Below are 24981 nucleotides of genomic sequence, written 5' to 3'. Positions count from 1 at the left end.
CGCTAGCCGGCACAGGTCTGCAGCTGCTCGACCGCGGGGCTCAGGGTGTTCGGGCCTCCCAGGAGCGTCACCTGCGATGCTCCGAGGCTGCGGATCTGCTCCAGCGTCTCCGCCGGGATGCAGGAACCCTGAACCGTGAACAATGGGGCACCGATCCGGGGGCCGAACGCCGAACCCGAGAGGGCATCGGGGAAGTTCGACCCCGTGGCCAGCAGGACGTTCTCCGCCGAGGTGACGAAGTGAGCGTTGATCGTGCGCGACGCCTCGAACCGGTCCGCGCCGCCCAATCGGACCGTGTCCGCGATCTCCGCGGCATCCGTCTCGATACTCGCGGAGACGGATGCGGTGCCACCGGCAACCGCGATCTCCTCGACCCCGAGCCCGGTCAGCAGCGTCGTGGTCGCCGCATCCAGACCGGCAGCACCACCGTTCACCAGGATCACCGGGCCACGACCCGCAACAGCGGCACCCGCCGAAAGCGCGTCGGGGAAGGTCTGACCCGTCGCGAGAACCGCGACCTCCGCACCCTCCGGGAAGGCGTGCTCCGCGATGTTCCGCGACGCCTCGAACCGATCCGCTCCCCCGATCCGGGTCACGGTGCCGAGCTTCGCCAGCTCAGCCTCGACACCGGCACCGATGGTGTTCGGCCCGCCCACGATCACGATGTCCGTCGCGCCGAGACGCTGGATCTCCGCCGTCACCGACGCCGGCAGCGAGCCCTTCGTGGTGAGGAGGATCGGTGCCCCCGCGACCGTGGCCGCCGACGCGGCGGACAGGGCATCCGGGAACACCTCGCCCGACGCCACATACACGGTCGACGAACCATCGGGCCAGCCGGCCTTCGAGGTGTTCACCGACACCTCGAACCGGTCCGCACCCCCGATGCGATCCACCTCCGGCGCCACCGGCGCTGTGACCGCCACCTCGGCCGTGACGGTGATGGCGCTCGAGCTGAACAGTTCCTTGCCGGGTGCGTTCCACGCGGTCGAACCGCCCTCACCCACCCAGTCGTTCAGGTTGGCGCCGAGCGAGCGCACCGTGCCGGTGACGGCGTAGGTGCCGGGCGTCGCGAGGTCGACCGCCGAGGTGTCCCACTCCACCGGAAGGTCCGCCGTGCCCCGCCCATAGGCAAGGTTCACCGCAGCGGTGGCCGGCAGGGCCGCGGCGAGCTCCTCGACCGTGCCGCCCTGGCCGAGCGAGGTGGTGCCGAGGTCGGCCGTGACGGCCGATGTCGCATCCGCCGCTCGAACGGTGTCGTACTGCGCCTTCGTGAGCGAGACGATGCCGCCGTGCTTCGTGTTGGGGGCCATCGAGAAGCCGGGGTCGGTCAGCTGGGTCCAGCCGGCATCGAGGTCGGTGGTCTCCATCGGGCGGTACCCGGTGCTGGGGATCACGTCGACGTAGAGGTACCAGCGGTCTTCGCTGTGGCTCTTGAACACCGCGGGTCCTTCGACTCCGCCCGCGTTGCCCCCGGCCCACACCGCGCCGATCTTCGACTGGATGCGCGTCCAGGCCGTGCCCGCCTCCCACCAGCGGGGTGCGGTCGTCGACTCCATGTAGATGCCGTCGCCGAATCCGTTGTCCTTGGTGATGCGGTAGGTGGTGCCGTCGTTCTGGATCATCGTGGTGTCGATGGCGTTGCCGCCGGTGTTCACGAAGTCGCCGCCGAAGGCGTAGGTGCCCTGCGTGAAATCGCTGGTGGCGCCCCACAGCACGCGGTTGTAGCTCGCGGTGTCGTGGTTCGGGTCGTTCGCCGGGAACACGTTCGAGGCCCAGTACACGACGAAGGCGCCGCGCCCGTCGGGGTAGTAGTCGTCGACCCAGGTGGCCTCGGGAGCCCAGGCCATGCCGAGCTCGGCGACGGTGCCGCCGTTCGCGTCGACGGCCATGTCGATCTGCCGCAGGTCTCCCCAGGTCACGAGGTCTTTCGACTCCCAGATGTTGAGCTTGGTACTGGCGTTCTTCGTCCAGTAGCACCAGGTGGTGCAGCTTCCGGAGCCCGAGTCGCCGCCGAACACCCGCAGGTCGGTGGCGATGACGTAGTAGGTCTTCGTCTCGGGGTTGTAGGTGAGGTACGGGTCGCGAACGCCGGTGGTGCCGAGGTCGGAGGCCAGGATGGGCACGCCGCCGTTCAGCGGATCCCACTGCTCGGGGTTGTCGCCGCGCGAGACGTCGAGGTAGATCTTCTCGGCGTAGCCCGCGGAGTCCTCGATGAAGTGCACCATGAGGTAGCCGTAATCGTCACCGGCTTCGGCCATCGGTGTCACCGTCACCTCGACGCTCCGCGAAGCGGTCACGCCGCGCACGGTCGCCGTGGCGGTGAGGGTGCCGGTCAGCGCCGGCTGGCCGGGCTCGGGCTGCACCGCCGTGGCGGTCACGCCGTCGGCCCCGATCGCGATGCCCGGGGTGTCGGATGCCCAGCTCACCGAGCCGCCGAGGTCGGGCAGCACGAGCGAGCTGTCGTCGATGGTCACGGGCGACAGGGCGTCGACCGTGGCCTGCGCCACCGCCTGGAAGCTGGCGGCGTGCGCCGTCGCATCCGCGTCGGAGACCGCGCCGATCTCGCTGGCCGTGAGTGCCCGGTCGTAGACCCGGAACGAGGAGACCTCGCCCTTGAAGAACGGATCGGGCCAAGGTGAACGGCCGATCGCGTTCAGCGACTGGTCGGCGATGGAGGCCGGGGTGAGAGTGCTCACCGCCTCGCCCACCTTCACGCCGTCGACGTAGAAGGCGATGGTGCCGGCCGTGCCGTCGATCACCGAGGTGAGGCTGTACCACCGGTCGGCGTCGAGGGCGGCCGCCGACCGGGCGTTGATCTCGCCCCCGCCGCCGTTCGTGGTGATGGCCGTGCGCGGGGTGTCGCGCACCGAGGTGAAGTAGTACTGCGCGGTCGTGTCGTTGCCGATGTTCCAGAGGAAGTTGAAGGTCGACTTCATCGAGACGTCGATCTTCACCTCGGTGGTGATGGTGGCCGAGGAGGCACCGGTGAGGATGCCGTCGGGCAGTTCGACCCAGTTCGCGGTGGAGCTCGACTTCGCCCCGCCGGTGAACTGCAGCGCATCACCGGTCCACTGGCTGTCGTCGCCGTTGACCACGGTGGCGGCAGCCAGCGCACCGTCTCCGGTGGCCGCGTTGGCGATCGTGGTTCCGGAAGTCTGGCTGAACAGGTACTCCCCGATCAGACCGTCCCTCGGCGCCGCAGTCTCGGCGGCGGCAGCGGATGCTGCAGCTCCCGCCGAGACCGCGCCGAAGCCACCCACCAGCAGCAGCGATGTCGCCACCGCCGCCGTCCTCTTGAATACGTCGCGCATCACGGTCGTCTGCTTCCTGTCGTCGTCGTCAGTTGCTCGGGTGATCGTCGGGTGTCGGGATGCTCGTCAGCTGCTCGCGCAGGCCTGGAGCTGCTCGACGGCGGGCGACAAGGTCGCTTCGCCACCGAGGAGGGTGATCTGTTCGGCGCCCAGAGCCGTGATCTGCTCGAGGGTCTCCGCCGGAACGCAGGTGCCCTGGACGGTGAAGAGCGGGGCGCCGGTGCGGGGGCCGAACGCGGAACCCGAGAGGGCATCCGGGAAGTTCGAACCCGTCGCCAGCAGCACGTTCTTCGCCGAGGTGACGAAGTGCGCGTTGATGGTCCGCGACGCCTCGTAGCGGTCGGCACCACCGAGACGAACGGTGTCGGCGATCTTCGCCGCATCCGTCTGGATGCCCGCCGAGACGGATGCGGTGCCGCCGGCCACCGCGATCTCGTGCACGCCGAGGTCGGTCAGCAGCGACTTCGTCGCCGCGTCCAGACCCGTGGCGCCGCCGTTCACCAGCACGACCGGGCCACGACCTGCGACCGCGGCACCGGCCGAGAGGGCGTCGGGGAAGTTCAAGCCCGTGGCCAGAACTGCGACCTCGGCGCCGTCGGGGAAGGCGTGCTCCGCGATGTTCCGCGACGCCTCGAACCGGTCGGCGCCACCGATCCGCGTGACGGTACCGAGCGTCTTCAGCTCGGTCTCGACCGCAGCGCCGATGGTGTTCGAGCCACCCACGATCACGATGTCCGTCGCACCCAGTCGCACGATCTCCTCACGCACCGAGGCCGGGAGCGACCCCGACGTCGTCAGGAGGATCGGAGCACCCGCGACCGTGGCCGCGGAAGCAGCCGACAGGGCATCCGGGAACACCTCGCCCGACGCCACGTACACGGTGTCGGACCCGTCGGACCAGCCGGCCTTCGAGGTGTTCACCGACACCTCGAACCGGTCCGCACCCGCGATCCGCGACACCTCGGGCTCGGGCTGCGGCTCGACGCCGTCGCCCGCGAGAATGGCGACCGACGCGGCATCCAGCGCCCGGTCGTAGACGCGGAAGTCGCGCATCCGGCCGTCGAAGAGCGGATCGGCCGCCCACGACGAGCGGCCCAGGTAGTTGAAGGTCGTCGAGCCGTCGCCGAGGGCGCCCGGCGTGGTGGTGATGCCGGTGTTCGTCGCCACGAGGGCGTCGTTCTGATAGAGCTTCGCCACACCGGGGTTCGTGCTGTCGCCGCCGGCCACGGTGTAGGTGACCCGCACCCATTCGCCCTGGGGCAGGAGGGCGGAACCGGCCGAGCTCTGCTCCGACGAGCCGCTCGTGCGGGTGATCGCCCCACGGAACACGTTGTTGTAGTCGCGGGCGGTGACGAACAGGTAGCCGCTGTTCGCGGTGGACGGGTTGCCCACCACGAACGACATCGTGTTCTGCGGCAGCCCCTGGTCGACCCAGAGGTCGTAGCTCACCGAGACGTCGTCGAGTCCGGTCACGAGGTCGTTCGGCAGCTTGATGCGGTTGCCCGTGGCCACGGATCCGCCGGTGAACTCGAAGCCCTCGGCTCCGCGCCACTGGGGTGTTCCCTCGACGACCGCGTCGCGGCCGTTGCCGGAGGAATCGGTCACGGCCGTGCCGTCGGATTCGTCGAGCGTGTACCGGGCCACCAATCCGCTCTCCAGGCTGGGCGCCTCGACGACCGTCACCGTGGCCGTGAGCTCCGTGGCGAAGCCGTCGACGTGTCCCGAGACGCTGAACGTGCCGGGTCGTTCATACGACGCCGGGTCGATCGCGTCCCAGGTGATGGGCGCGGAGCCGACGGCGCCCGAGGTGTAGGTGGCCTGCACCGACCGCGGCAGGTCGGGCGCGTTCCGCTGAACGGCCTCTATCGCGAAGGTGGTGGACTGCACGCTCTCGATGGTGTTGTAGGCGGTGCGCAGGCGTGCCTGTTCCTCGGCTGAGATGGGCAGCACCGTTCCGTGGCGCGGAACTCCGGGCAGGCCCGAGGAGTCCTGGGCCTCCCAGGTGAGCCCCTTGTCGGTGGAGCGGAACGCGACGTAGCCGACTCCGCCGTGGTATCCGGGCTGGTCGATGAACAGCCACCAGGTGCCGTCGTCGCGCACGTCCTTGAACACCGTGGGGCCTTCGCCGCCGGTGTAGGTGCGGGTCGAGCCGTCGATGGCCGAGTAGCTCTGGTTGCGGCCGATCTCGCGGGTGACGAGCGACCAGGCGTTCGGGTCGTCGGTCACCACCATCGGGTCGCCGCTGGTGGCGCGGAGCGAGTCGGACTTCTGCAGCAGCACGTTCATCGTGCCCTCGTCTTTGGTGAAGCGGTAGTACGTGTCGCCGTCCTGGATGACGGTGGAGTCGATCAGTCCGAGGCCGTTGCCGCGCTTCGAGTCGCTCCAGATCTGCGGTTTCGAGAAGGTCACGAAGTCCCGCGTGGTGGAGTACATCATGCGGTTGTAGGTGGCGAAGTTGTCGCGCGCCGACACCGGGGTGGAGGCGTCGTAGAGGTTGGATGCCCAGTACACGACGTACTCGCCGATGGTCTCGTCGTAGAAGGCCTCGGGGGCCCAGGTGTTGCCCACCGTGGCCTCATCCGACACCTTGACGTGCCGCTGGTCGGACCAGGTGACGAGGTCGGTCGACTCCCAGATCTCGAGGTAGGCGCTGCCGGTGCGCTGGGCGCGGCCGAAGTCGCCGTTCGGGTAGATCTTGAGGTCGGTGGCCACGATGTAGAACCGGTCGCCCTCGGGCGACCGGATGATCATCGGGTCGCGCAGACCCTTCTCACCGAACTCCGAGTTCAGCACCGGCTGGCCGCCGTTGAGCTCGTCCCACTCGAGGGGGCTGTCGCCCTCGCTGGTGCCGAAGTAGATCTCTTCGCCCGCGTCGGTGGACTCACCGGCGAAGTAGCTGAAGAGGTAGCCGGCGGGGTCGACGGCCGGGGCCGCGGCCCGCACGTGCAGCTCGAAGGTCTTCGACTGCCCCTCCACGGTCGCCGTCAGCTGCACGGAGACGTCCGCACTCCCCCGGGTGACCGCGCCGGGGGCGATGCTGCCCTCGGCGGTCTCGGCGACCGTGTCGGAGACGACCGCCTCGTTCGAGGAGCTCCAGGTGATGGGGCTGCCGCTCACACTGCCGGCCTCGGGGAGATGGATGTTTCCGCGCACGTCGTCGGCGGAGGGGATGACGAGCGCGGCCAGGTCGGCCGATCCGTCGGCCACCGCAACCGTGCCGGCCGTGCCCGCCGTGGCGGCGCCGGCGGGCACGGCCGCGGAGGTGGCGAGGAGCACGGCCAGGGCGGAGGCGACCAGCGCACCGCGGGTCGAGAGGAGTCGCTTCATTCGTTTCCTACTTCGTCGTAGTGATGGAGGATGGTACGGCTCAGCCGGCGCAGGGCTGGAGCTGCTCGACCGCGGGGCTCAGCGTGTTCGGGCCGCCCAGGAGAGTGATCTGCTCGGCACCCAGAGCCGTGATCTGCGCCAGCGTCTCCGCCGGGATGCAGGAACCCTGAACCGTGAACAGCGGGGCACCCGTACGGGGGCCGAACGCCGAACCCGAGAGAGCATCCGGGAAGTTCGAACCCGTCGCCAGCAGCACGTTCTTCGCCGAGGTGACGAAGTGCGCGGTGATCGTGCGCGACGCCTCGAACCGGTCCGCGCCACCGAGGCGCACGGTGTCGGCGATCTTCGCCGCATCCGACTGGATGCCCGTGGAAACCGAGTTGGTGCCACCGGCGACCGCGATCTCATCGACCCCGAGGTCGGTCAGCAGCGCCTTCGTCGCCGCATCCAGACCCGCAGCCCCGCCGTTCACCAGGATCACCGGGCCGCGACCGGCCACGGCAGCACCTGCGGAGAGCGCATCCGGGAAGGTCAGGCCCGTGGCCAGAACCGCCACCTCCGCACCATCCGGGAAGGCGTGCTCCGCGATGTTCCGCGACGCCTCGAACCGATCCGCTCCCCCGATGCGGGTCACGGCACCGAGCTTCGCGAGCTCCGCCTCGACACCCGCACCGATGGTGTTCGGCCCACCCACGATCACGATGTCCGTTGCGCCGAGTCGCTGAATTTCGGCCTTCACCGCGGCGGGCACCGCGCCCGACCGAGCCAGCAGGATCGGCGCACCCGCGACCGTGGCCGCCGATGCGGCGGACAGGGCATCCGGGAACACCTCGCCCGACGCCACATACACCGTGGACGAACCATCCGGCCAGCCGGCCTTCGACGTGTTCGCCGACACCTCGAACCGATCCGCGCCCCCGATGCGCCCCACCTCGGGCTCGACCGGAGCCGTCACGATGGTCTGCGGCGCCACGCTCTCCAGCGTCGGCGTCACGGTCTGCATGAGACCGGTGGCCGGGTCGAAGGTGAGCTCGTCGATCGTGGTCTCGCGGTGCTGACCATCGCCGCCCGGGATCGCGAAGCGGTGGTACGCGATGTACCAGTCATCCGTTCCCGGCACGTTCAGCACCGAGTTGTGCCCGGTGGCGAGGATGCCCTTGGTGGTGTCTTTCTGCAGCAGGACTCCGCGGTACGTCCACGGCCCGTCGACACTGGTCGCCGTGGCATAGCCCACCTTGTAGTTCGCCGAACCCGTGTCGTCGATCGAGTAGGTGAGGTGGTACAGGCCGTCACGGTAGTTGAGGAACGTGCCCTCCCGGAAGTCGGTCAGTCCGGAGATCGGCTTCAGCGTCTCGGCCTTGATCGAGAGCATGTCGTCCGAGAGCTCGGCGTACACCGGCGATCCGTTGCCCCAGAACAGGTAGTGCTTCCCGGTCTCCGGATCGGTGAACGCCGCCGGGTCGATCGCCTGGCCCGAGGTCACGGCCTCGTCGTTCAGGATCATCGCTTCGGGCTGGGCCACGAACGGCCCGGTCGGGCTGTCGGCCACGGCGACGCCGATCGTCTTGCGGTCCAGCTCGGCGTTGTGCCCACTGAAGTAGAAGTAGTACTTCCCGTCCTTCTCGGCGATCGTCGGCGCCCAGGCGTTGCCGGTCGCCCACGGCACGTTCCCGTCGGCACCGTCGAGCGTGAGGATCGGCGTCTCGGATCGCGTCCAGTCCACAAGATCCTTCGACGACCAGACGAAGAACTCCTTGCCGCCCCAGCCGGGGAAGCCGTCGGTGGTCGCATAGATGTAGTACGTGTCGCCGAAGGCCACGATGTTCGGGTCGGCGTAGAGCCCCGGGATGCTCGGGCTGCCCATCTCGATGGCGCTCAGCGTCCAGGTGACGGGGTCCGCGCCGGCCGAGGTGAGCGTGACCGTCACCGGTTCGCGCAGGTCGGCGGTCGTTCCGGATGCGGGGCTCGCCTGCACACCGGCCGCGGTCGCGAACTGCGGCGTGAGCGCGCTCCGGTCGGTGCCCGGCTTCACCGGGAACACGACGGTATGGGCGGCCGAGTCGACGATCGGTGCAGTCTTCAGCACGTCTTCTGCGAGTGTCACGCCGGCCAGGGCCGAGGTATTGCCCGAGGCGGCGAGCACCTCGGCGTCGGAGAGCGCGCGGTTGTAGATCGCGAACCCGCGGAGCCGGCCGTTCAGCAGGCGGTCGCCGTCGTAGTTCGACTTGCCCAGGTGGTTGGCCGTCGTCACTCCCTGGCCGATGTCGCCGGGATCGGTGGTGACCGTGCCGGAGGCCACCGCGATGCCGTCAAGGTAGATCGTGGCGGTGGTGTCCTTCAGCACGTAGGTGAGGTGGGCCCATCGGCCTCGGGGCAGGTCGCCGCCCTGCGCGACCGTCTGCTCCGTCGTCCAGTTGCCGGTGGCGAGGCTGGTGCGGTAACCGTTGCCCGTGGAGAAGAGGTAGCCGTTGCCGGCACCCGAGACGGTGTTGCCCAGTCCGTAGATGAAGTACGGAGTGGCCTGCCCGGAGTTGATCCAGACATCCGCCTCGACCGTGGTGTCGACGACACCGGCCAGCAGGTTGTCGGGCAGGTCGACGTAGTCGTCGCCGCCGTCCAGCAGCAGAGCGCCGTCGGCGAACGTGGCGCCGCCCTGGATGCTGCCGTCCTGGCCGTTGCCGGAGACGTCGTGCAGCACCGATCCGGAGCCGTCGGAGAAGTCGTAACGCACGATCTCGCCGTCTTCATTGGCGGGTGCCGGGGGCACGACCGGCTCGTCGACGCTGAGCGCGGCGAGCTCGTCGGCCGTGACCGGGATCACGGTGCCGTGGCGGGGGCTGGCGGGCAGGTCGTAGTCCGCAGCGACCTTCCAGTCGGGGTGGGCGATGTCGTCGGTGGCGAGCGGGATGTACCCGCGTCCGCCGTACTCGTCGACGAAGAGGTAGAACTTGTCGCCGTTCACGTCGCCGGGGTTCGCCTTGAAGGCGGTGGGGCCTTCCACGGCGCTCGTGCCGGCGTCACGGCCGATGCAGCTGTCCATCACCGTCCACGAGTCGAGCGTCGCGCGCAGGTCGGTGGAGGACTCCTGGATGATGTCGCTGCATCCGGTGCCGCCGGCGCCCTCGTCCTTCGTGAAGCGGTAGTAGACGTCGCTCTCCTCGATGACGGTGGAGTCGATCCGCGACACCCCCTGGTCCTGCCACACCTCGGGCGTGCTGAAGGTGACGAAGTCGCGCGTGGTGGCGTACATCATGCGGTGGTAGGTGGCACCGGTGTGGCCCGGGTCGTCGTCGCCGTAGAGCGCCGAGGCCCAGAACACCACGTAGGAGCCGATGGTGTCGTCGTAGTAGGCCTCGGGCGCCCAGGTCATGCCCGCGTTGTCGGGGGCCACCTTGACGTGACGCTGCGCCGACCAGTTCTTCAGGTCGCTGGACTCCCAGACCTCGATGTACTTGCTGCCGGTGCGCACCGAGTCGCCCCACGAGGTGCCGCTGCCGATCGAGAGGTCGGTGGCGATCAGGTAGAACTTATCGCCCTCGGGAGAGCGGATGACGAACGGATCGCGCAGACCCTTCGTGCCCTCGGTCGAGCTCAGCGCCGGCCGGCCGCCGTTCAGCTCCTTCCAGTCGAGGGCGTTGTTGCCCTCGCTCGCGGCGAAGTAGATGTTCTCGCCGGCGAGGGAGTTGCCGGTGAAGTAGGCGAAGGCGTAGCCCTCGTACGCGGCGAGGTCGGCGGCCTTCTTGACCTGGGCCGTGAAGGTGCGGGTGGCGGTGGCCGAGCCCTTGCCGAGCTGGGCGGTCAGGGTCACCGCGGTGTCGGCCTCGGGGCGGGTCACCTCGCCGGTGACCGACACGATCGACGGATCCGAGGAGGTCCACTCCAGCGAGATGCCCTCCGGTGCGGCGGGCAGCGTCAGGTTGCCGCGCACGTCGTCGAGGGTGTTGATCACCAGGGCGGTGGCCGCGGAGTCGACCTCGGACTGATCGTCGGGCAGGGCGAGCACGGTGGCCGTGAAGTCCTTCGTGGTGCTGCCCGTGCCGCGCGCGAGGGTCGCGGTGAGCGTCACCGTGGCGTCGCTCTGGCCGGCCTCGGGGCGCGTGACCGCACCGGTCGTCGAGATGGTGCCCGGAGCATCCGAGCTCCAGGTCACCGTCGAGCCGTTCAGGCCGGTGCCGGGCAGCACCAGGTCGCTCTGCACGGCCGAGAGGTCGCCGAGCGTGAGCTGCTCGGCGTCGCGGGCGAGGCGTACCTCGTCGCTCGGCTGCAGGGCGGCCACCTCGGTGGCGCTCAGCGCCGTGTCGTAGAGGCGGAAGTCGCGCACGCTGCCGGCGAGGTACCGGTCGGAGGCGTAGTTCGAGCGGCCGATGTAGTTGGCGGTGGTGGTTCCGCCGCCGAGCTCGCCGGGCTTCACGGTGACGCCGGTCTTCACGGCCACTTCGGCGCCGTCGAGGTAGAGGCGCGCGGTGTCGCTCGCGTCGTCGAGCGTGTAGGTGAGCGTCTTCCAGGTGTCCCGGGCCAGGTTCGCATCGGAGCCGACGACCTGCTCGCCGCTCCAGTTCCCGGTGGTGATGCCGGCCCGGTAGGTGTTGCCGGTGGCGAAGAGGTAGCCGGTACCCGAGCTGCTCGTGGCCGGGTTGCCGAGACCGAACACGAAGTACGGCGTGCCCTGCTCGCCGCGCACCAGCACCTCGGTGCTCACGGTGATCGAGTCCAGGCCGGCGAGGATGTCGTTCGGCAGCGCGACGTGATCGTCCACACCGTCCAGCGTCAGCCCGGCATCACCGCCCAGAACAGGTGCGCCGGCGATCTGGGCGTCGTGGCCCTTGCCGGAGCTGTCGACGGCCGTGCTCCCCGTCGTCTCGTCGAGGGCGTAGTGCGCCACGAGGTGGTCGGCGGGTTCGGCGAACGCGGGGGTCGCGCTCAGCAACGGCACGGTGAGCGCCACGGCGGTGGCGGCGACCAGCGCCTTGAAGGATGGACGTGTCATGCGGAATGTCTCCTGAATCGGCTTCATCGTCGAACGGGGGCGGAGCTGCACGAGGGCAGAGCTGTGCTGGGAGAAGGTGCCCCGAAGGGCCCGGAAGGCGGTCTAGGTCTTGCGTTTGCGCGACACCACGAGCCGCTGCAGCAGCACGAACACGAGCAGGATGCCGCCGGTGATGATGGTCGTGGCCTCGGGCGGGATGCTGCCGTCGCGGGTGATCAACACGTTCATCAGGCCGAGCACCAGGGCCCCCACCACCGAGCCGAGCACGAAGCCCGCACCGCCGGTGAGCAGGGTTCCGCCGATGATCACCGCGGCGATGGCATCCAGTTCCCAGCCGACGCCGGTGATGTTCTGCGCGATGCCGAGCTTGGAGGTGTACACCACCGCGGCGAGGCCCGCGAGCGTGCCGCTGATGACGTAGATGAGCAGCTTGGTGCGCACCACGGGCAGCCCCATCAGCAGCGCCGACTGCTCGGATCCGCCGATCGCGTAGACGGTGCGGCCGAGGCGCGTGCGGTGCAGCACCACGAAGGCCACGATCACCACGACGGCGGCGATCAGCACGGTGGGAGTGATCACGAGGTCGTTAATCTTCGGCCCGTCGATGACCTTCCACTCGGTCGACAGGCTGCGGATGGGCGAGTCGTCGGCGAGGCGTTCCGGCGTGGTGCTCAGCATCGCGGCGAGCCCCCGGGCCAGGAACATCATCGCCAGGGTGGCGATGAACGGCTGCACGTTGAAGAACTGGATCAGGATGCCCGAGGCGAGTCCGAAGGCCGAGCCGATCAGGATCATCAGCACGACGACGGCGATCGGGTTCCAGCCCTGGTTGGCCAGCATCACGCCCACCAGGCTGCTGATCGCGATCACCGCGCCGACCGAGAGATCCACTCCGCCGGTGAGGATGACGAAGGTCAGGCCCACGGCCAGGATGATCAGGTACGAGTTGTTGATCAGCAGGTTCGAGACGGTGCTGAACTGCACGATCCGGCCATACGCGATCTCGCCGTAGACGATCATGCCGATGAAGATCACGACCGCGGCGAGCGTGGGCAGCGTCTCGAGCTTGGGCTTCAGGCGCGAGAGCGGGGTCGGGCGGGCCGGAGCCGGCGAACCCGAGGGGCCGGAGAGCGGCCGTTCGATGAGGGTGCTCATGCCGACACCGTCTCCTTTCGGGTCGTGCGCGGCGCGGTGGGCGCCGGAGCAGTGGGGGCCGACGGTGTGCGGGGCGCTCGGCGCTGGTTGAACAGCGCTCTGACCCGGCGCGACTGCAGCAGGCAGATCACCACGATCACGAGCGCCTTGAACGCGGGCGTGGCCGAGGAGGGGATGGCGAGGAACACGATGGTCTTGTCGAGGGTGGCGATCAGCAGCGCGCCGATCACGCTCCCGGTCAACGAGAACTTGCCGCCGGCCAGCGAGGTACCGCCGATGACCACGGCGAGGATGGCGTCCATCTCGGCCGAGAGGCCGGTCTTGGCCACCTCGACCGTCATCACACTGGCGGTCGAGAAGATGCCGGCGATACCGGCCAGGATGCCGCTGACGATGTAGACCGAGATCAGGATGCCGATGGGCCGGATGCCCGCCATCCGCGCGGCCTTGGGGTTGATGCCGATCGACTCGATCATGAGGCCCAGGGCGGTGCGGCGGATGAGCACGGCGACGATGGCTACGATCACGGCGCCGATGACGAACACCACCGGGAAGCCGAAGACGGTGCCGTTCGCGATCCACCGGAACGGCTCGTTGCTGGCCGAGGTGTTCTGGCCGGAGGTGATCACCTTCGCGAGTCCACGGCCGGCGAGCATCGTGATCAGCGTGGTGATGAAGGGCTGCAGACCCACGATCGACACCAGCACGCCGTTGACCGCGCCGAGCACGGCGCTGATGCCGATGGCGAAGGCCGCGGCGAGGATGGCGCCGCCGACGCTGCCGTCTCCGGAGCTGTTCATGAACTCCATCGAGACGGCGCCCGAGACCGCCATCACCGAGCCGACCGAGAGGTCGATGCCGCGGGTGGCGATCACCAGGGTCATGCCGATGGCGATCATCATGATGGGCGCACTGGCCCGGAGGATGTCGATGACGTTGCCCGAGAGGTTGCCGGTGGTGGCGTTCACCGAGATGCCGAGGTAGCCCGGATCCTTGATCAGGTTGATCACGATCAGCAGCAGCAGGGCGACGACGGCCCAGATGTAGGGCTGGCGCACGACGGAGACGGCGAACTGCCGGGCTCCGGATCGCGGGATGCTCGCTCGCGGCGGCGTTGGCGCGCTCATGGGGTGGTCCCTTCGGTGGCGATGAGGTCGACGATGGTCTCTGCGGTGATCTCCGGGCCGTTCACGATCTCGCCGATCTTGCGGTGGTCCTTCAGCACGACGATCCGTTCACTCAGTCTGACGACTTCTTCGAGCTCGGACGAGATGAACACCACCGACATGCCTTCTTCGGCCAGCGTCGCGATCGCCTCCTGGATCTCGGCCTTGGCCCCGATGTCGATTCCGCGCGTGGGCTCGTCGAGGATGATCAGCTCGGGCTGGGTGGCCAGCCACCGGCCGAGCAGCACCTTCTGCTGGTTGCCGCCGGAGAGGTTCTTGATGGGGAGCTCGGGATCGGCCGGCCGCACGTTCAGCGACACCAGGTACTTCTCGCAGAGCTCGTTCTGCTCGCGACGGGAGAGCGGGCGGGCCCAGCCGCGGCGGGCCTGCACGGCCACGATCAGGTTCTCGCGCACCGTGAGGTCGCCGATGATGCCCTCGTCGCGTCGGTTCTCGGTCGAGAAGGCGATCTTCTTCGCCAGGCCCGCGGTGGGACTGTGCACCTCGACGGTCGTGCCGCCGATGGTGACCTCGCCCGTGTCGGGCCGGTCGGCGCCGTACATCAGGCGGCCGAGCTCGGTGCGCCCGGAGCCGAGCAGGCCGGCCAGGCCCACCACCTCGCCCCGGTGCACCTGGATGTCGACGGGATCGATCGAGCCCTTGCGGCCGAGATCCGTCGCCGAGTAGAAGGCGGGCTCATCCGCGTCGACGGTGCGTCCGCGGTTGGAGCCGAGCGCCGCGAGGGCGCCGAAGTCTTTGCCGATCATCTTCGAGATGAGCTGGCTGCGGTCGAGCTCCGAGGTGCGGTACTCCCCCACGAATTCGCCGTTGCGGAGCACGGTGAGGCGGTCGCTGATGGCGTAGACCTGATCGAGGAAGTGCGAGACGAAGAGGATGGCGACGCCCTGGTCGCGCAGGCGCCGCATCACGGCGAAGAGCCCCTCGACCTCGTTCGCGTCCAGGCTCGAGGTGGGTTCGTCGAGGATGAGCACCTTCGACTTGGTCACCATGGCCCGGCTGATGGCCACCAGCTGCTGCAGCGCGAGCGAGATGCTGGAGAGCGGCTGCTTCGTGTCGAGGTGGCCGAGGCCGAGGCCCACCAGCGCGTCGTGCGCGGCGCTGTGGGTCTTCGCCCAGTTGATGCCGAAGTGTCCCCGCACCTCGTGACCGAGCATCACGTTCTCACCGATGGTGAGGTTGTCGCAGAGGTTGACCTCTTGGTAGACGGTCGAGATGCCCGCGCTCTGCGCATCCGCCGTTCCGCTGAACGAGCGCGGCGCCCCGGCCACGCGGATGCTGCCCCCGTCGATCTTGTAGACGCCGGTGAGCGCCTTGATCAGCGTGGACTTGCCGGCGCCGTTCTCGCCCATCAGGGTGTGCACCTCGCCCGGGAACAGCCGGAAGTCCACGTGCTGGAGGGCTTTCACGCCGGGGAACTCGATCGAGATGTCGCTCATCTCGACGATCGGCTCTGTCGCTGCCATGTCTGCCTGGTCGTTCTGCCGGATGCCCGGCGTCGTCGCTGGAAGGGGTACCCGGCCGGAGCCGGGGCCGCCCGGTTCCTCTGCGGGAGAGGAACCGGGCGGCGCGGGGCGGATCAGAACTGACGGGTGGGCAGTGCCTCGGTCGCCGCCTCGGGCGAGTCGAAGGTCACGCTCGGCACCACGATGTCCGACTCGACGGTCTCGCCGGCGAGCGCCGACTTGACCACGTCGATGGCGGTGTCGCCGAACAACGGGTTGTACTCGGCGACGAAGCTGAGCCGGCCCTCGGAGAGGGCGGTCAGCGCGGCCTTGGTGCCGTCGATCGTGATGATCTTCACGTCGGTACCGGGCTTCAGGCCCGCTTCTTCGACGGCGAGCGCGGCGCCCAGGCCCATCTCGTCGTTCTGGGCGAAGACGAGCTGCACGTCGTTGTTGTTGGCCTTGAGGATGGTCTCGAAGACGCTCTTGGCCTCTTCGGTCGACCAGTTGGCCGACTGGCTCTCCAGCTTCTTCATGTTGGCGTCGATCGTCTCGTCCCAGCCCTTGTTGCGGTCGTTGACCACCGAGAGGCCGGGAGGGCCCTCGAGCACGACGTAGTTGGCGCCGTCGGGGAACTGCGCGTTCGCCCACTCGGCGGCCGAGGCGCTGATGCCCACGTTGTCGGGCGCGATGTGGCTGGTGTAGAGCGAGGTGTCGTTGGGCTCGATGCCGCGGTCCAGCAGCACCACGGGGATCTCGGCCTCCTGAGCGCGCTCGAGCACGCTCTCCCAGCCGGTGGCCTCGGTGGCCGAGAGCAGGATGGCGTCGACGCCCTCGTCGATGAAGGAGGTGAACGCGGTGATCTGCGAGTTCTGGTCGCCGTTGGTGGCCGGGGCGTACTTGAGGTCGAAGCCGTTCTCCTTCGAGAACGAGTCCTGGATGTTCTGCTCGTTGGCCGTGCGCCAGCCGCCCTCGGGGCCGACGGCGACGAAGCCGATGGTGGTGAGCTCGCCGTCGGAGCCGGCGGCGCCGGTCGACTCGGCGGACGAGCCGCCCGAGCACGCCGTGATGCCGAGCGCCATGGCCCCCACGAGTGCGATGCCCGCGAATGCGCGGAACGATGCTGTCTTAGACATTGATCTCCTCCTCGAGATCCGCCGGCCCTTCGTCGGGCAGCGGTGTGAATGTGTCTGCTGCAGTGGTGCGTGCGGAGAGTCGAGCGCCTTTTGTGAGCGCTCACAAACCCGATGCGCTGAACGTTAGCGACGAAATCCCGTCAGTGTCAAGTCTCATTTTGAGAACGCTCACATCCGCTTGTTCCCGGGCCATGGCGCGCGATAGACTTCCTTGCGGTCAAGGGATGTGAGCCCTAACATCCAGCACTGGCCGCGATCCCCTGCCTCACTGGAGAGCCGAGATGACCGCGCCCACACCCGTCGTGCAGCTCATCGGCGTGTCCGTCGGCTTCCCGGGCGTGCTGGCTCTGGACGGCGTCGACCTGCGCCTGTTCCCGGGCGAGGTGCACTCCCTGATGGGTGAGAACGGCGCCGGCAAATCCACCCTGATCAAGGCGCTGACCGGCGTGTACCGCACGCAGGGCGGGCGCATCCTGGTGGGCGGCGACGAGGTGTCGTTCTCCGGGGTGTCCGACGCGCAGCGGGCCGGGATCAGCACCGTCTACCAGGAGATCAATCTGCTGCCGAACCTCTCGGTGGCCGAGAACGTGATGCTCGGCCGCGAGCCCCGAACCCGCTGGGGCGGCATCGACGGGAAGGCCATGCGTGCCCGCACCCGGGAGCTGCTCGAGGTGATGCGCCTCGACATCGATCCGGCCTCGACCCTCGCCGACCACCCGCCCGCCGTGCAGCAGCTCGTCGCCATCGTGCGGGCCGTGGCGGTGCAGACCCGGGTGCTGGTTCTCGACGAGCCCACCTCGAGCCTGGATGCCGAGGAGGTCACCGAGCTCTTCCGGGTGATCGCGCTGCTGAAGTCCGAGGGCGTGGCCATCCTGTTCGTCTCGCACTTCCTCGACCAGGTCTACGAGATCTCCGATCGGCTCACCGTGCTGCGCGAAGGCCGCCTGGTGGGTGAGTACCTGCCGCAGGAACTGCTGCGGATCGACCTGGTGCAGAAGATGATCGGCAAGGAGCTGACGGCACTGGACGACCTGCACCAGCGGCTCGAGTCCAGCCATCTGGAGGACTCGCTCGAAGACGAGCAGCCCTTCGTGGCCGCGGTCGGCCTCGGCCGAAGCGGCGCCCTCGAGCCGATCGATCTGCGCATCTACGAGGGCGAGATCGTGGGCATCGCGGGGCTGCTGGGTTCAGGGCGCACCGAGCTGGCACGCCTTCTCACCGGGATCGATCGCGCCGACTCGGGCACGATCGCGGTGGAGGGCAGTCCCGCCCGGCTCAGCACGGTTCGCCGGGCACTCAAGCGCCGCATCGTCTACGCCTCCGAGAACCGCCGCACCGAGGGGATCATCGGCGATCTGACGATCCGCGACAACATCGCGCTCGCCCTGCAGGCCGATCTCGGCTGGTTCCGCCGCATCCCGCGGGCCCGGCAGGACGAACTGGCCGCGAGCTACATCCAGGCCATGGACATCCGCCCGAACGACCCCGACGCCCTGATGAAGAACCTGTCGGGCGGCAATCAGCAGAAGGTGCTGCTGGCCCGCTGGCTCGCCATCGCGCCCCGCCTGCTGGTGCTGGACGAGCCCACCCGCGGCATCGACATCGGCGCCAAGGCCGAGATCCAGAAGCTCGTCACCGATCTGGCCGAGAACGGGCTCTCGGTGGTGTTCATCTCGGCCGAGCTGGAAGAGGTGCTGCGCATCAGCCACCGCGTGGCCGTGCTGCGCGACCGGCGCAAGGTGGCCGACCTGCCCAACCACGACCTCAGCGTCGCGAGCCTGCTGGCGGCCATCGCCGACGCGCCGCCGGCGCGGAGCGAGCAATGAGGGCCGCCGCGGCGATGCCGAGCATCGACAGCGGTGCATTAGTCTTCCAGTCACGCCGAAGGGGGGTGATCCGTGCCCGCTGACAGCCCTCGCCAAGCCACGATCTTCGACGTCGCCCGGCTCGCCGGCGTCTCCCATCAGACGGTCTCGCGGGTTCTCAACGACCTCCCCAACGTGCGGCCGTCCACCAAGGTGCGGGTGCAGGACGCCATCAAGAAGCTGCGCTACGTGCCCTCGCCCGCCGCCAGGGCGCTGGTCACCCGGCGTTCCCGCACGATCGGCGTCGTGGCCACCGGGGGCACCGAGTTCGGGCCGTCGTCGACGGTGCTGTACTTCAACGCGGCCGCCCGGGACGCCCGCTGGTCGGTCTTCACCGCGAACATGGTCGACGGCGATCCCGGCTCGGTGCGCACGGCGGTCGAGGCCTTCCTGCGTCAGAGCGTCGAGGGCATCGCCGTGATCAGCGCGCACGAGGGCGTCACCGACATCGTGGCCGGCATGGAGTTGACCGTGCCGCTCGTGGTGCTGCAGGCCACCGAGCTGGCCGGGATCGTGACCGTCGGCACCGATCAGTACCAGGGCGCCCGTGCGGCCGTGCGGCACCTGATCGGCCTCGGCCACCACGAGATCGCCCACCTCGCCGGGCCGAGGGATGCCGTCGACGCCCGGGAGCGCGAACGCGGCTGGCGCGACGAGCTCGCCGACAACGGGCTCTCCGCCCGTGTCATCGGCACCGGTGACTGGACTCCGGCGGCCGGTTTCGCCTTCGGTTCGGCCTTTCCCGCCCACGAGGTCACCGCGGTGTTCGCCGCCAACGACCAGATGGCGCTCGGGCTGACGCACGCGCTCACCGAGCGGGGCCTGCGGGTACCGGAGGACGTGAGCATCGTGGGCTTCGACGACATCCCCGAGGCGGCGCACTTCTCCCCACCTCTCACCACCGTGCGTCAGGACTTCCGGCAGCTCGGAACCGACCTGCTGGTCACCTTGCTCGCCCGGATCAACGGGGAGCAACCCGCGCCGGTGCACCAGGCGGTGCCGCAGCTGGTCGTGCGCTCCTCCGCCGTGGCGCCCGTCGCTCTCACGACAGCACACCCGACGGACACACACGGGTGACATGATGGCTGCATGAACGACGACATGATCTCGCTCGATGCCGGAGTCGTCACCGACTTCGACGACGACTACGACGAACTCGCCGTGACCACGGCCGGTCCGCCGCTGCCCGAGGGCCGCTATCTCGACCGTGAGCTCAGCTGGCTCGCGTTCAACACGCGCGTGCTCGAGCTCGCCGAAGACCCCACCCTGCCGGTTCTGGAGCGCACGAACTTCCTGGCCATCTTCGCCAGCAACCTCGACGAGTTCTTCATGGTGCGGGTCGCCGGTCTCAAGCGCCGCATCCTCACCGACCTCGCCGTGCCCACCAACGTCGGCCGCCGGCCCACGGATGTGCTCGAAGACATCTCCGTCAAGGCCCACGAACTGCAGGCCCGCCATGCAAAGGCCTGGCAAGACCTGGTGGGTCCCACCCTCGGCGAGGCGGGCATCCGCATCGTGCGCTACGACGAGCTCGACGAGGCCGACCGCGAGAACCTGCACGAGATCTTCTCGAACCAGATCTTCCCGGTGCTGATGCCGCTCGCGGTCGACCCCGCGCATCCGTTCCCCTACATCTCGGGCCTCTCGCTCAACCTCTCGGTGCGCGTGCGCAACTCCAAGACCGGCAAGGAGGAGTTCGCGCGCCTCAAGGTGCCGCAGGTGCTCAACCGGTTCATCCGCGTCGACCACCGCGAGACCAGCGACGAACTGCGCTTCATCACCCTCGAAGACCTGATCGCCAACCACCTCGGCGATCTGTTCCCGGGCATGGAGATCGTGGAGCACCACGTCTTCCGCGTCACCCGCAACGAAGACGTCGAGGTCGACGAGGACGAGACCGAGAACCTGCTGCAGGCCCTCGAGAAGGAGCTGCTGCGCCGTCGCTTCGGCCCGCCCATCCGCCTCGAGATCACCGACGACATGGATCCGGTGACGCTCGAGCTGATCGTGCGCGAGATGGACGTGACCGAACAGGAGGTGTACCGCCTGCCCGCGCCGCTGGACCTCGGCGGCCTGTTCGACCTCAACCGCATCGCGCGCCCCGACCTCAAGTACCCCAAGCACGTGCCCACCACGGCTGCGGCCCTGCTGCCGCCCGAGCCCAACGCGAAGCCCGACATCTTCAAGGCCATCTCGCGCGGCGACATCCTGCTGCACCACCCCTACGAGTCGTTCGCCACGAGTGTTCAGGCCTTCCTCGAGCAGGCCGCCGCCGACCCGCACGTGCTCGCCATCAAGCAGACGCTCTACCGCACCAGCGGCGACTCCCCCATCGTCGAGGCGCTGATCGACGCGGCCGAGGCCGGCAAGCAGGTGCTCGCGCTGGTGGAGATCAAGGCCCGGTTCGACGAGCAGGCCAACATCTCCTGGGCGCGCAAGCTCGAGAAGGCGGGCGTGCACGTGGTGTACGGCCTGGTGGGCCTGAAGACGCACTGCAAGCTCGCCCTGGTCATCCGCCAGGAGAAGGGGCGCCTGAAGAGCTACAGCCACATCGGCACCGGCAACTACAACCCCAAGACCTCGCGCATCTACGAAGACCTCGGGCTGCTCACGGCCGACGACCAGGTGGGCAAAGACCTCACCCGGCTGTTCAACGAGCTCTCCGGCTACGCCATCGAGAAGAAGTTCAAGCGCCTGCTGGTGGCCCCGCTGCACCTGCGCAAGGGCCTGCTCAAGCGCATCGAGGCCGAAGCCGAGAACGCCCGTCAGGGGCTCCCGTCCGGCATCAAGATCAAGCTGAACTCGATCGTCGACGAGGCCATCATCGACGGCCTCTACCGGGCCAGCCAGGCCGGCGTCCCGGTCGACGTGTGGGTGCGCGGGATCTGCGCGCTGAAGCCGGGGCAGCCCGGTCTCAGCGAGAACATCCGCGTGCGCTCCATCCTCGGCCGCTACCTCGAGCACTCGCGCATCTTCTCGTTCGAGAACAACGGCGACCGCGAGGTGTTCATCGGCAGCGCCGACATGATGCACCGCAACCTCGACCGCCGCGTCGAGGCGCTGGTGCGCCTGGTCGATCCCGGCCATCTCAAAGAGATCGAGAGCCTGTTCGAGCTGGCGATGTCGGACGGCGTCGCATCCTGGTCGCTGGAGGAGTCCGGCGACTGGACGCGCACCAATCTCGCCGCCGACGGCACCCCCCTGATCGACCTGCAGGACGAGCTGATGCAGCAGATCAGCCGCCGCAAGCGCCCGGGCACCACGCGGTGACCGTCTTCGCGGCGGGGGCCGTGTGCTGGCGGGTCGTCGAGGGCAAGATCCGGGTGCTGGTGATCCACCGCACCGCGCACCGCGACGTGTCGCTGCCCAAGGGCAAGGTCGATCCGGGCGAGACGCTGCCGCAGACCGCGGTGCGCGAGATCGCCGAGGAGACCGGGCTCGGCGTGCACCTCGGGGTGCCGCTCGGCGTCACCAACTACACCATGCCCAACGGGCGCGAGAAGGTGGTGCACTACTGGGCCGCCGAGGTGACCGACGAGGCCGTGCGCGTCTCGACCTTCCGTCCCAACGCCGAGGTCGCGGCCCGGGAGTGGCTCTCGATCAAGAAGGCCCGCGCCGCCCTCACCTACGACCGCGACGGCGCCATCCTCGACCGCTTCGCCATGCTGGTGGAGGAGGGCGTCACGCGCACCTTCGCGATCATCGCGCTGCGGCACGCGAAGGCCGCGCCGCCCTATCAGTTCCCGGGCCCGGATGCCGAGCGGCCGCTCACCGAACGCGGCCTCGGCGAGGCACGGTCGATCGTTCCCGGCCTGCTGTCGTTCGCCCCGCAGAAGATCGTCTCGAGCACCGCCCTGCGCTGCCGCCAGACGGTGCAGCCGCTCGCGAAGGCCCTCGCCCTCGGCGTCAAGACCACGGATGCGATCAGCCAGGACGCCTTCGAGTACGGCGAGAGCGACATCCGCTCCGTCGTCGGCCGCCGCATCGCGAAGGGAGTCACCGCCGTACTGTGCAGCCACGGCCCCGTGCTGCCCGAGATCGTGCGCGAGGTGGCACGGGCCACCGGAACAGCCCCCGCCGTGACCGTGTCGCGCGCGGGCGACCTGCCCGTCGCCGGGTATTCGGTGCTGCACCTCTCGGCCGATCGGCCGAACGCGGGCATCATCGCCATCGAGACGCACACGCCGCAGACCTGACGACGGCCGTACGCCGATCGTCGGCTTCCGTTAACCTTCCGTTCACCTGGGTGCGGGTGACTGGTCAGACGTCGCGCTTAGCGTCGCTGACGGGTCAGCACCGACCCGATCCGTGCGGCTGTGATCGATCTCTCGATATTCACTGCGGCCGCCCGCGAGATAACCCAATTCGAAGGGAACACAGTGAAGCTCAAGAACGTGGCGGCGGTGGGCAGCATCGTCCTCGTCAGCGCCCTCGCACTTTCGGCATGCGCCAGCAGCGACAGCAGCGGAACGCCGGCCGAGTCGACGACGCCCACGACCGCAGCGGTCGACTACAGCTCGCTCGCCGGAACCATCACCGCCGGCGGTTCCTCCGCTCAGGCCAACGCCCAGGCCGCCTGGACCACCGCATTCACCGCGCAGGCCTCCGGCGTCACCATCAACTACGACAAGTCGCAGGGCTCCGGCGGCGGCGTCACCAACTGGCTCGCCGGCAGCTACGACTTCGCAGGCTCCGACTCGCCCCTGAAGGACGACCAGCAGGCCTCCGCCCAGACCCTCTGCGGCCCCGGCGGCGCGCTCAACCTGCCGATCTACCTCGACGGCGTCGCGGTCATCTACAACCTCGCGGGCGTCACCGACCTCAACCTGTCGTCGGCCACCCTGGCGAAGATCTTCTCGCTCCAGATCACCACCTGGAACGACCCGGCCATCGCCGCCGAGAACCCGGATGCCACCCTCCCCGCCACCGCGATCACCACCGTGACGCGTTCCGACGGATCGGGCACCACCACCAACTTCACGAACTACCTCAGCCAGACCCAGCCGAGCATCTGGACCAACGCGCCCGGCAACGCCTGGCCGATCGCCGGTTCCTCCGCCCAGCAGGGTGGCTCCGGTGTCGTGAACACCGTCAAGTCCGGCGAGGGCACCATCGGCTACGCCGACCACAGCGCCATCGGCGACCTGACCTCCGCCAACATCCAGGTGGGCACCGGCACCGACTACGTGCCGTTCTCCGCTGAGGGCGCATCCAACGCCTTCACCGCCGCCGCCACCACCAAGGACACCGGCATCGAGGGCGACCTGGCCCAGACAATCGACTACACCGCCATCACGGATGCCGACGCCTACCCGATCCCGCTCGTCTCCTACGCGATCCTGTGCACCACCTTCGCCGACGAGGCGCAGGCCGAGGTCACCAAGGGCTACATCTCGTTCATCGCGAGCGAGGTCGGCCAGCAGGTCGCTGCCAAGAACGCCGGCTCCGCACCGATCCCCGCCGACATGCTGGCCGAGATCACCACGAGCCTCGAGCTCGTCAAGTAACACCGCTCCACCCCGCCTGATCCGGCCGCCGTACTGAGCGTCCACGCCGATACCCTTGAGAAAGAGTGCAGTGAGCGAATCCACAGCTGTTCAATCCGCCGCAGGGAGCTCGAGCGTGAACGACAGGACGACGGCCGGATCGGCCACCACCTCCTCCACCTCACCGGGAGGTGCTCCGAAGAGCGCCTCCCGGAAGGTGAAGGCCAAGGCCCGCCCGGCCGACCGCATCTTCTACGGCCTGTCCGCCGGATCCGCGATCTCGATCATGGTCATCCTGGCGGGCGTCGCGCTGTTCCTGATCATCCAGGCGGTGCCGGCGATCTTCGCCGACTGGACCACCAACACCGACCTCACCGAGGGCCCCACCGCCGGCTACGACAGCTTCTGGTCGTACGTCGGCCCGCTGATCTGGGGAACGCTGTTCGCCAGCGCGATCGCCTTGATCATCGGCGCCCCGATCGCCATCGGCATCGCCCTGTTCATCTCGCACTACGCACCGCGCCGGCTCGCCGGCATCCTGGGCTACCTGGTCGATCTGCTCGCCGCGGTGCCCTCCATCGTCTTCGGCCTCTGGGGCATCATCGTCATCCGCCCCTTCCTGCTGCCGCTCTCCGACTGGCTGAACACCTACCTCGGCTGGATCCCCCTCTTCGGCGGCCAGGTGTCGACCACCGGGTCCACCATCCTCGCCGGCGCCGTGGTGCTGGCCGTGATGATCCTGCCGATCATCACCTCGATCTCCCGCGAGATCTTCCTGCAGACCCCGCGCCTGCACGAAGAGGCCGCCCTGGCGCTCGGCGCCACCAAGTGGGAGATGATCAAGCTCGCCGTCTTCCCCTACGGCCGCTCCGGAGTCATCAGCGCCACCCTGCTCGGCCTCGGCCGCGCGCTCGGCGAGACGATGGCCATCGCGCTGATCATCTCGCCCGCCATCCTGGTGTCGGTGCGGATGCTCACCGAGGGTGAGAACTCGCAGACCATCGCCGCGAACATCGCCCTCAACTTCCCGATCGCCACCACCCTGCAGCGCGAGGCCCTGATCGGCACCGGCCTGCTGCTGTTCG

General features: G+C 68.8%; 13 protein-coding genes. 6 read left to right on the top strand and 7 right to left on the bottom strand.

The window, feature by feature from the left end:
* Positions 1 to 2 precede the first annotated feature (2 nt).
* From Q0D75_RS11405 to Q0D75_RS11375, 7 genes are all read right to left on the bottom strand, one after another.
* Complete coding sequence (locus Q0D75_RS11405; RefSeq protein ID WP_291053455.1) at positions 3 to 3311, bottom strand: cell wall-binding repeat-containing protein; 3309 nt, start codon at positions 3309 to 3311, stop codon at positions 3 to 5.
* A 66-nt stretch (positions 3312 to 3377) separates the two neighbouring features.
* Positions 3378 to 6638 carry a cell wall-binding repeat-containing protein gene (locus tag Q0D75_RS11400; protein WP_291053375.1) on the bottom strand — a complete coding sequence of 1087 codons (3261 nt, stop codon included), beginning with the start codon at positions 6636 to 6638 and terminating at the stop codon, positions 3378 to 3380.
* A 40-nt stretch (positions 6639 to 6678) separates the two neighbouring features.
* Positions 6679 to 11625, bottom strand: coding sequence for a family 43 glycosylhydrolase (locus Q0D75_RS11395; RefSeq protein WP_291053373.1), 4947 nt, complete (start codon positions 11623 to 11625; stop codon positions 6679 to 6681).
* A 102-nt stretch (positions 11626 to 11727) separates the two neighbouring features.
* The gene (locus tag Q0D75_RS11390; protein WP_291053370.1) at positions 11728 to 12780 is read right to left on the bottom strand and encodes a sugar ABC transporter permease; all 1053 of its coding nucleotides are present in this window, start codon (positions 12778 to 12780) and stop codon (positions 11728 to 11730) included.
* Positions 12777 to 13907 carry an ABC transporter permease gene (locus tag Q0D75_RS11385; RefSeq protein WP_291053367.1) on the bottom strand — a complete coding sequence of 377 codons (1131 nt, stop codon included), beginning with the start codon at positions 13905 to 13907 and terminating at the stop codon, positions 12777 to 12779. Before Q0D75_RS11385 ends, Q0D75_RS11390 begins: the two co-directional genes overlap by 4 nt.
* Positions 13904 to 15430 (bottom strand): sugar ABC transporter ATP-binding protein, encoded by a 1527-nt coding sequence (locus tag Q0D75_RS11380; RefSeq protein WP_291053364.1) that lies wholly within the window; start codon positions 15428 to 15430, stop codon positions 13904 to 13906. The genes Q0D75_RS11385 and Q0D75_RS11380 overlap by 4 nt, the downstream gene beginning before the upstream one ends.
* Before the next feature lie 113 nt (positions 15431 to 15543).
* Positions 15544 to 16545 (bottom strand): ABC transporter substrate-binding protein, encoded by a 1002-nt coding sequence (locus Q0D75_RS11375; protein WP_291053362.1) that lies wholly within the window; start codon positions 16543 to 16545, stop codon positions 15544 to 15546.
* A gap of 281 nt (positions 16546 to 16826) precedes the next feature.
* On the opposite strand from Q0D75_RS11375, the gene Q0D75_RS11370 reads away from it, so the two are divergent.
* The 6 genes from Q0D75_RS11370 to pstC form a co-directional block, all read left to right on the top strand.
* Positions 16827 to 18371 (top strand): sugar ABC transporter ATP-binding protein, encoded by a 1545-nt coding sequence (locus Q0D75_RS11370; RefSeq protein ID WP_291053359.1) that lies wholly within the window; start codon positions 16827 to 16829, stop codon positions 18369 to 18371.
* A 72-nt stretch (positions 18372 to 18443) separates the two neighbouring features.
* The gene (locus tag Q0D75_RS11365; RefSeq protein ID WP_291053356.1) at positions 18444 to 19487 is read left to right on the top strand and encodes a LacI family DNA-binding transcriptional regulator; all 1044 of its coding nucleotides are present in this window, start codon (positions 18444 to 18446) and stop codon (positions 19485 to 19487) included.
* Positions 19488 to 19499: 12 nt separating this feature from the next.
* Entirely contained in the window at positions 19500 to 21680 is a 2181-nt protein-coding gene (locus Q0D75_RS11360) for an RNA degradosome polyphosphate kinase (RefSeq protein ID WP_291053352.1), read from the top strand.
* Entirely contained in the window at positions 21677 to 22606 is a 930-nt protein-coding gene (locus Q0D75_RS11355) for an NUDIX domain-containing protein (protein WP_291053349.1), read from the top strand. The genes Q0D75_RS11360 and Q0D75_RS11355 overlap by 4 nt, the downstream gene beginning before the upstream one ends.
* A 183-nt stretch (positions 22607 to 22789) precedes the next feature.
* On the top strand, positions 22790 to 23917 hold the full coding sequence (pstS, locus tag Q0D75_RS11350; protein ID WP_291053346.1) for a phosphate ABC transporter substrate-binding protein PstS: 1128 nt from the start codon (positions 22790 to 22792) through the stop codon (positions 23915 to 23917).
* Between the two features lie 226 nt (positions 23918 to 24143).
* A partial coding sequence (pstC, locus tag Q0D75_RS11345) for a phosphate ABC transporter permease subunit PstC (protein WP_291053453.1) occupies positions 24144 to 24981 on the top strand: 838 nt, incomplete at its 3' end.

It is taken from the genome of Herbiconiux sp., from assembly GCF_023264855.1.
In the GTDB taxonomy this organism is placed as follows: Bacteria; Actinomycetota; Actinomycetes; order Actinomycetales; family Microbacteriaceae; genus Herbiconiux.
The sequence above is the reverse complement of the archived record's forward strand: the minus strand, read 5'-3'. Positions and strand labels throughout refer to the sequence as shown.

Coding starts and splice junctions, on each gene's coding strand:
- Q0D75_RS11405 (WP_291053455.1), bottom strand. CDS start 3,311: ATGCGCGACGTATTCAAGAGGACGGCGGCGGTGGCGACATCGCTGCTG.
- Q0D75_RS11400 (WP_291053375.1), bottom strand. CDS start 6,638: ATGAAGCGACTCCTCTCGACCCGCGGTGCGCTGGTCGCCTCCGCCCTG.
- Q0D75_RS11395 (WP_291053373.1), bottom strand. CDS start 11,625: ATGACACGTCCATCCTTCAAGGCGCTGGTCGCCGCCACCGCCGTGGCG.
- Q0D75_RS11390 (WP_291053370.1), bottom strand. CDS start 12,780: ATGAGCACCCTCATCGAACGGCCGCTCTCCGGCCCCTCGGGTTCGCCG.
- Q0D75_RS11385 (WP_291053367.1), bottom strand. CDS start 13,907: ATGAGCGCGCCAACGCCGCCGCGAGCGAGCATCCCGCGATCCGGAGCC.
- Q0D75_RS11380 (WP_291053364.1), bottom strand. CDS start 15,430: ATGGCAGCGACAGAGCCGATCGTCGAGATGAGCGACATCTCGATCGAG.
- Q0D75_RS11375 (WP_291053362.1), bottom strand. CDS start 16,545: ATGTCTAAGACAGCATCGTTCCGCGCATTCGCGGGCATCGCACTCGTG.
- Q0D75_RS11370 (WP_291053359.1), top strand. CDS start 16,827: ATGACCGCGCCCACACCCGTCGTGCAGCTCATCGGCGTGTCCGTCGGC.
- Q0D75_RS11360 (WP_291053352.1), top strand. CDS start 19,500: ATGAACGACGACATGATCTCGCTCGATGCCGGAGTCGTCACCGACTTC.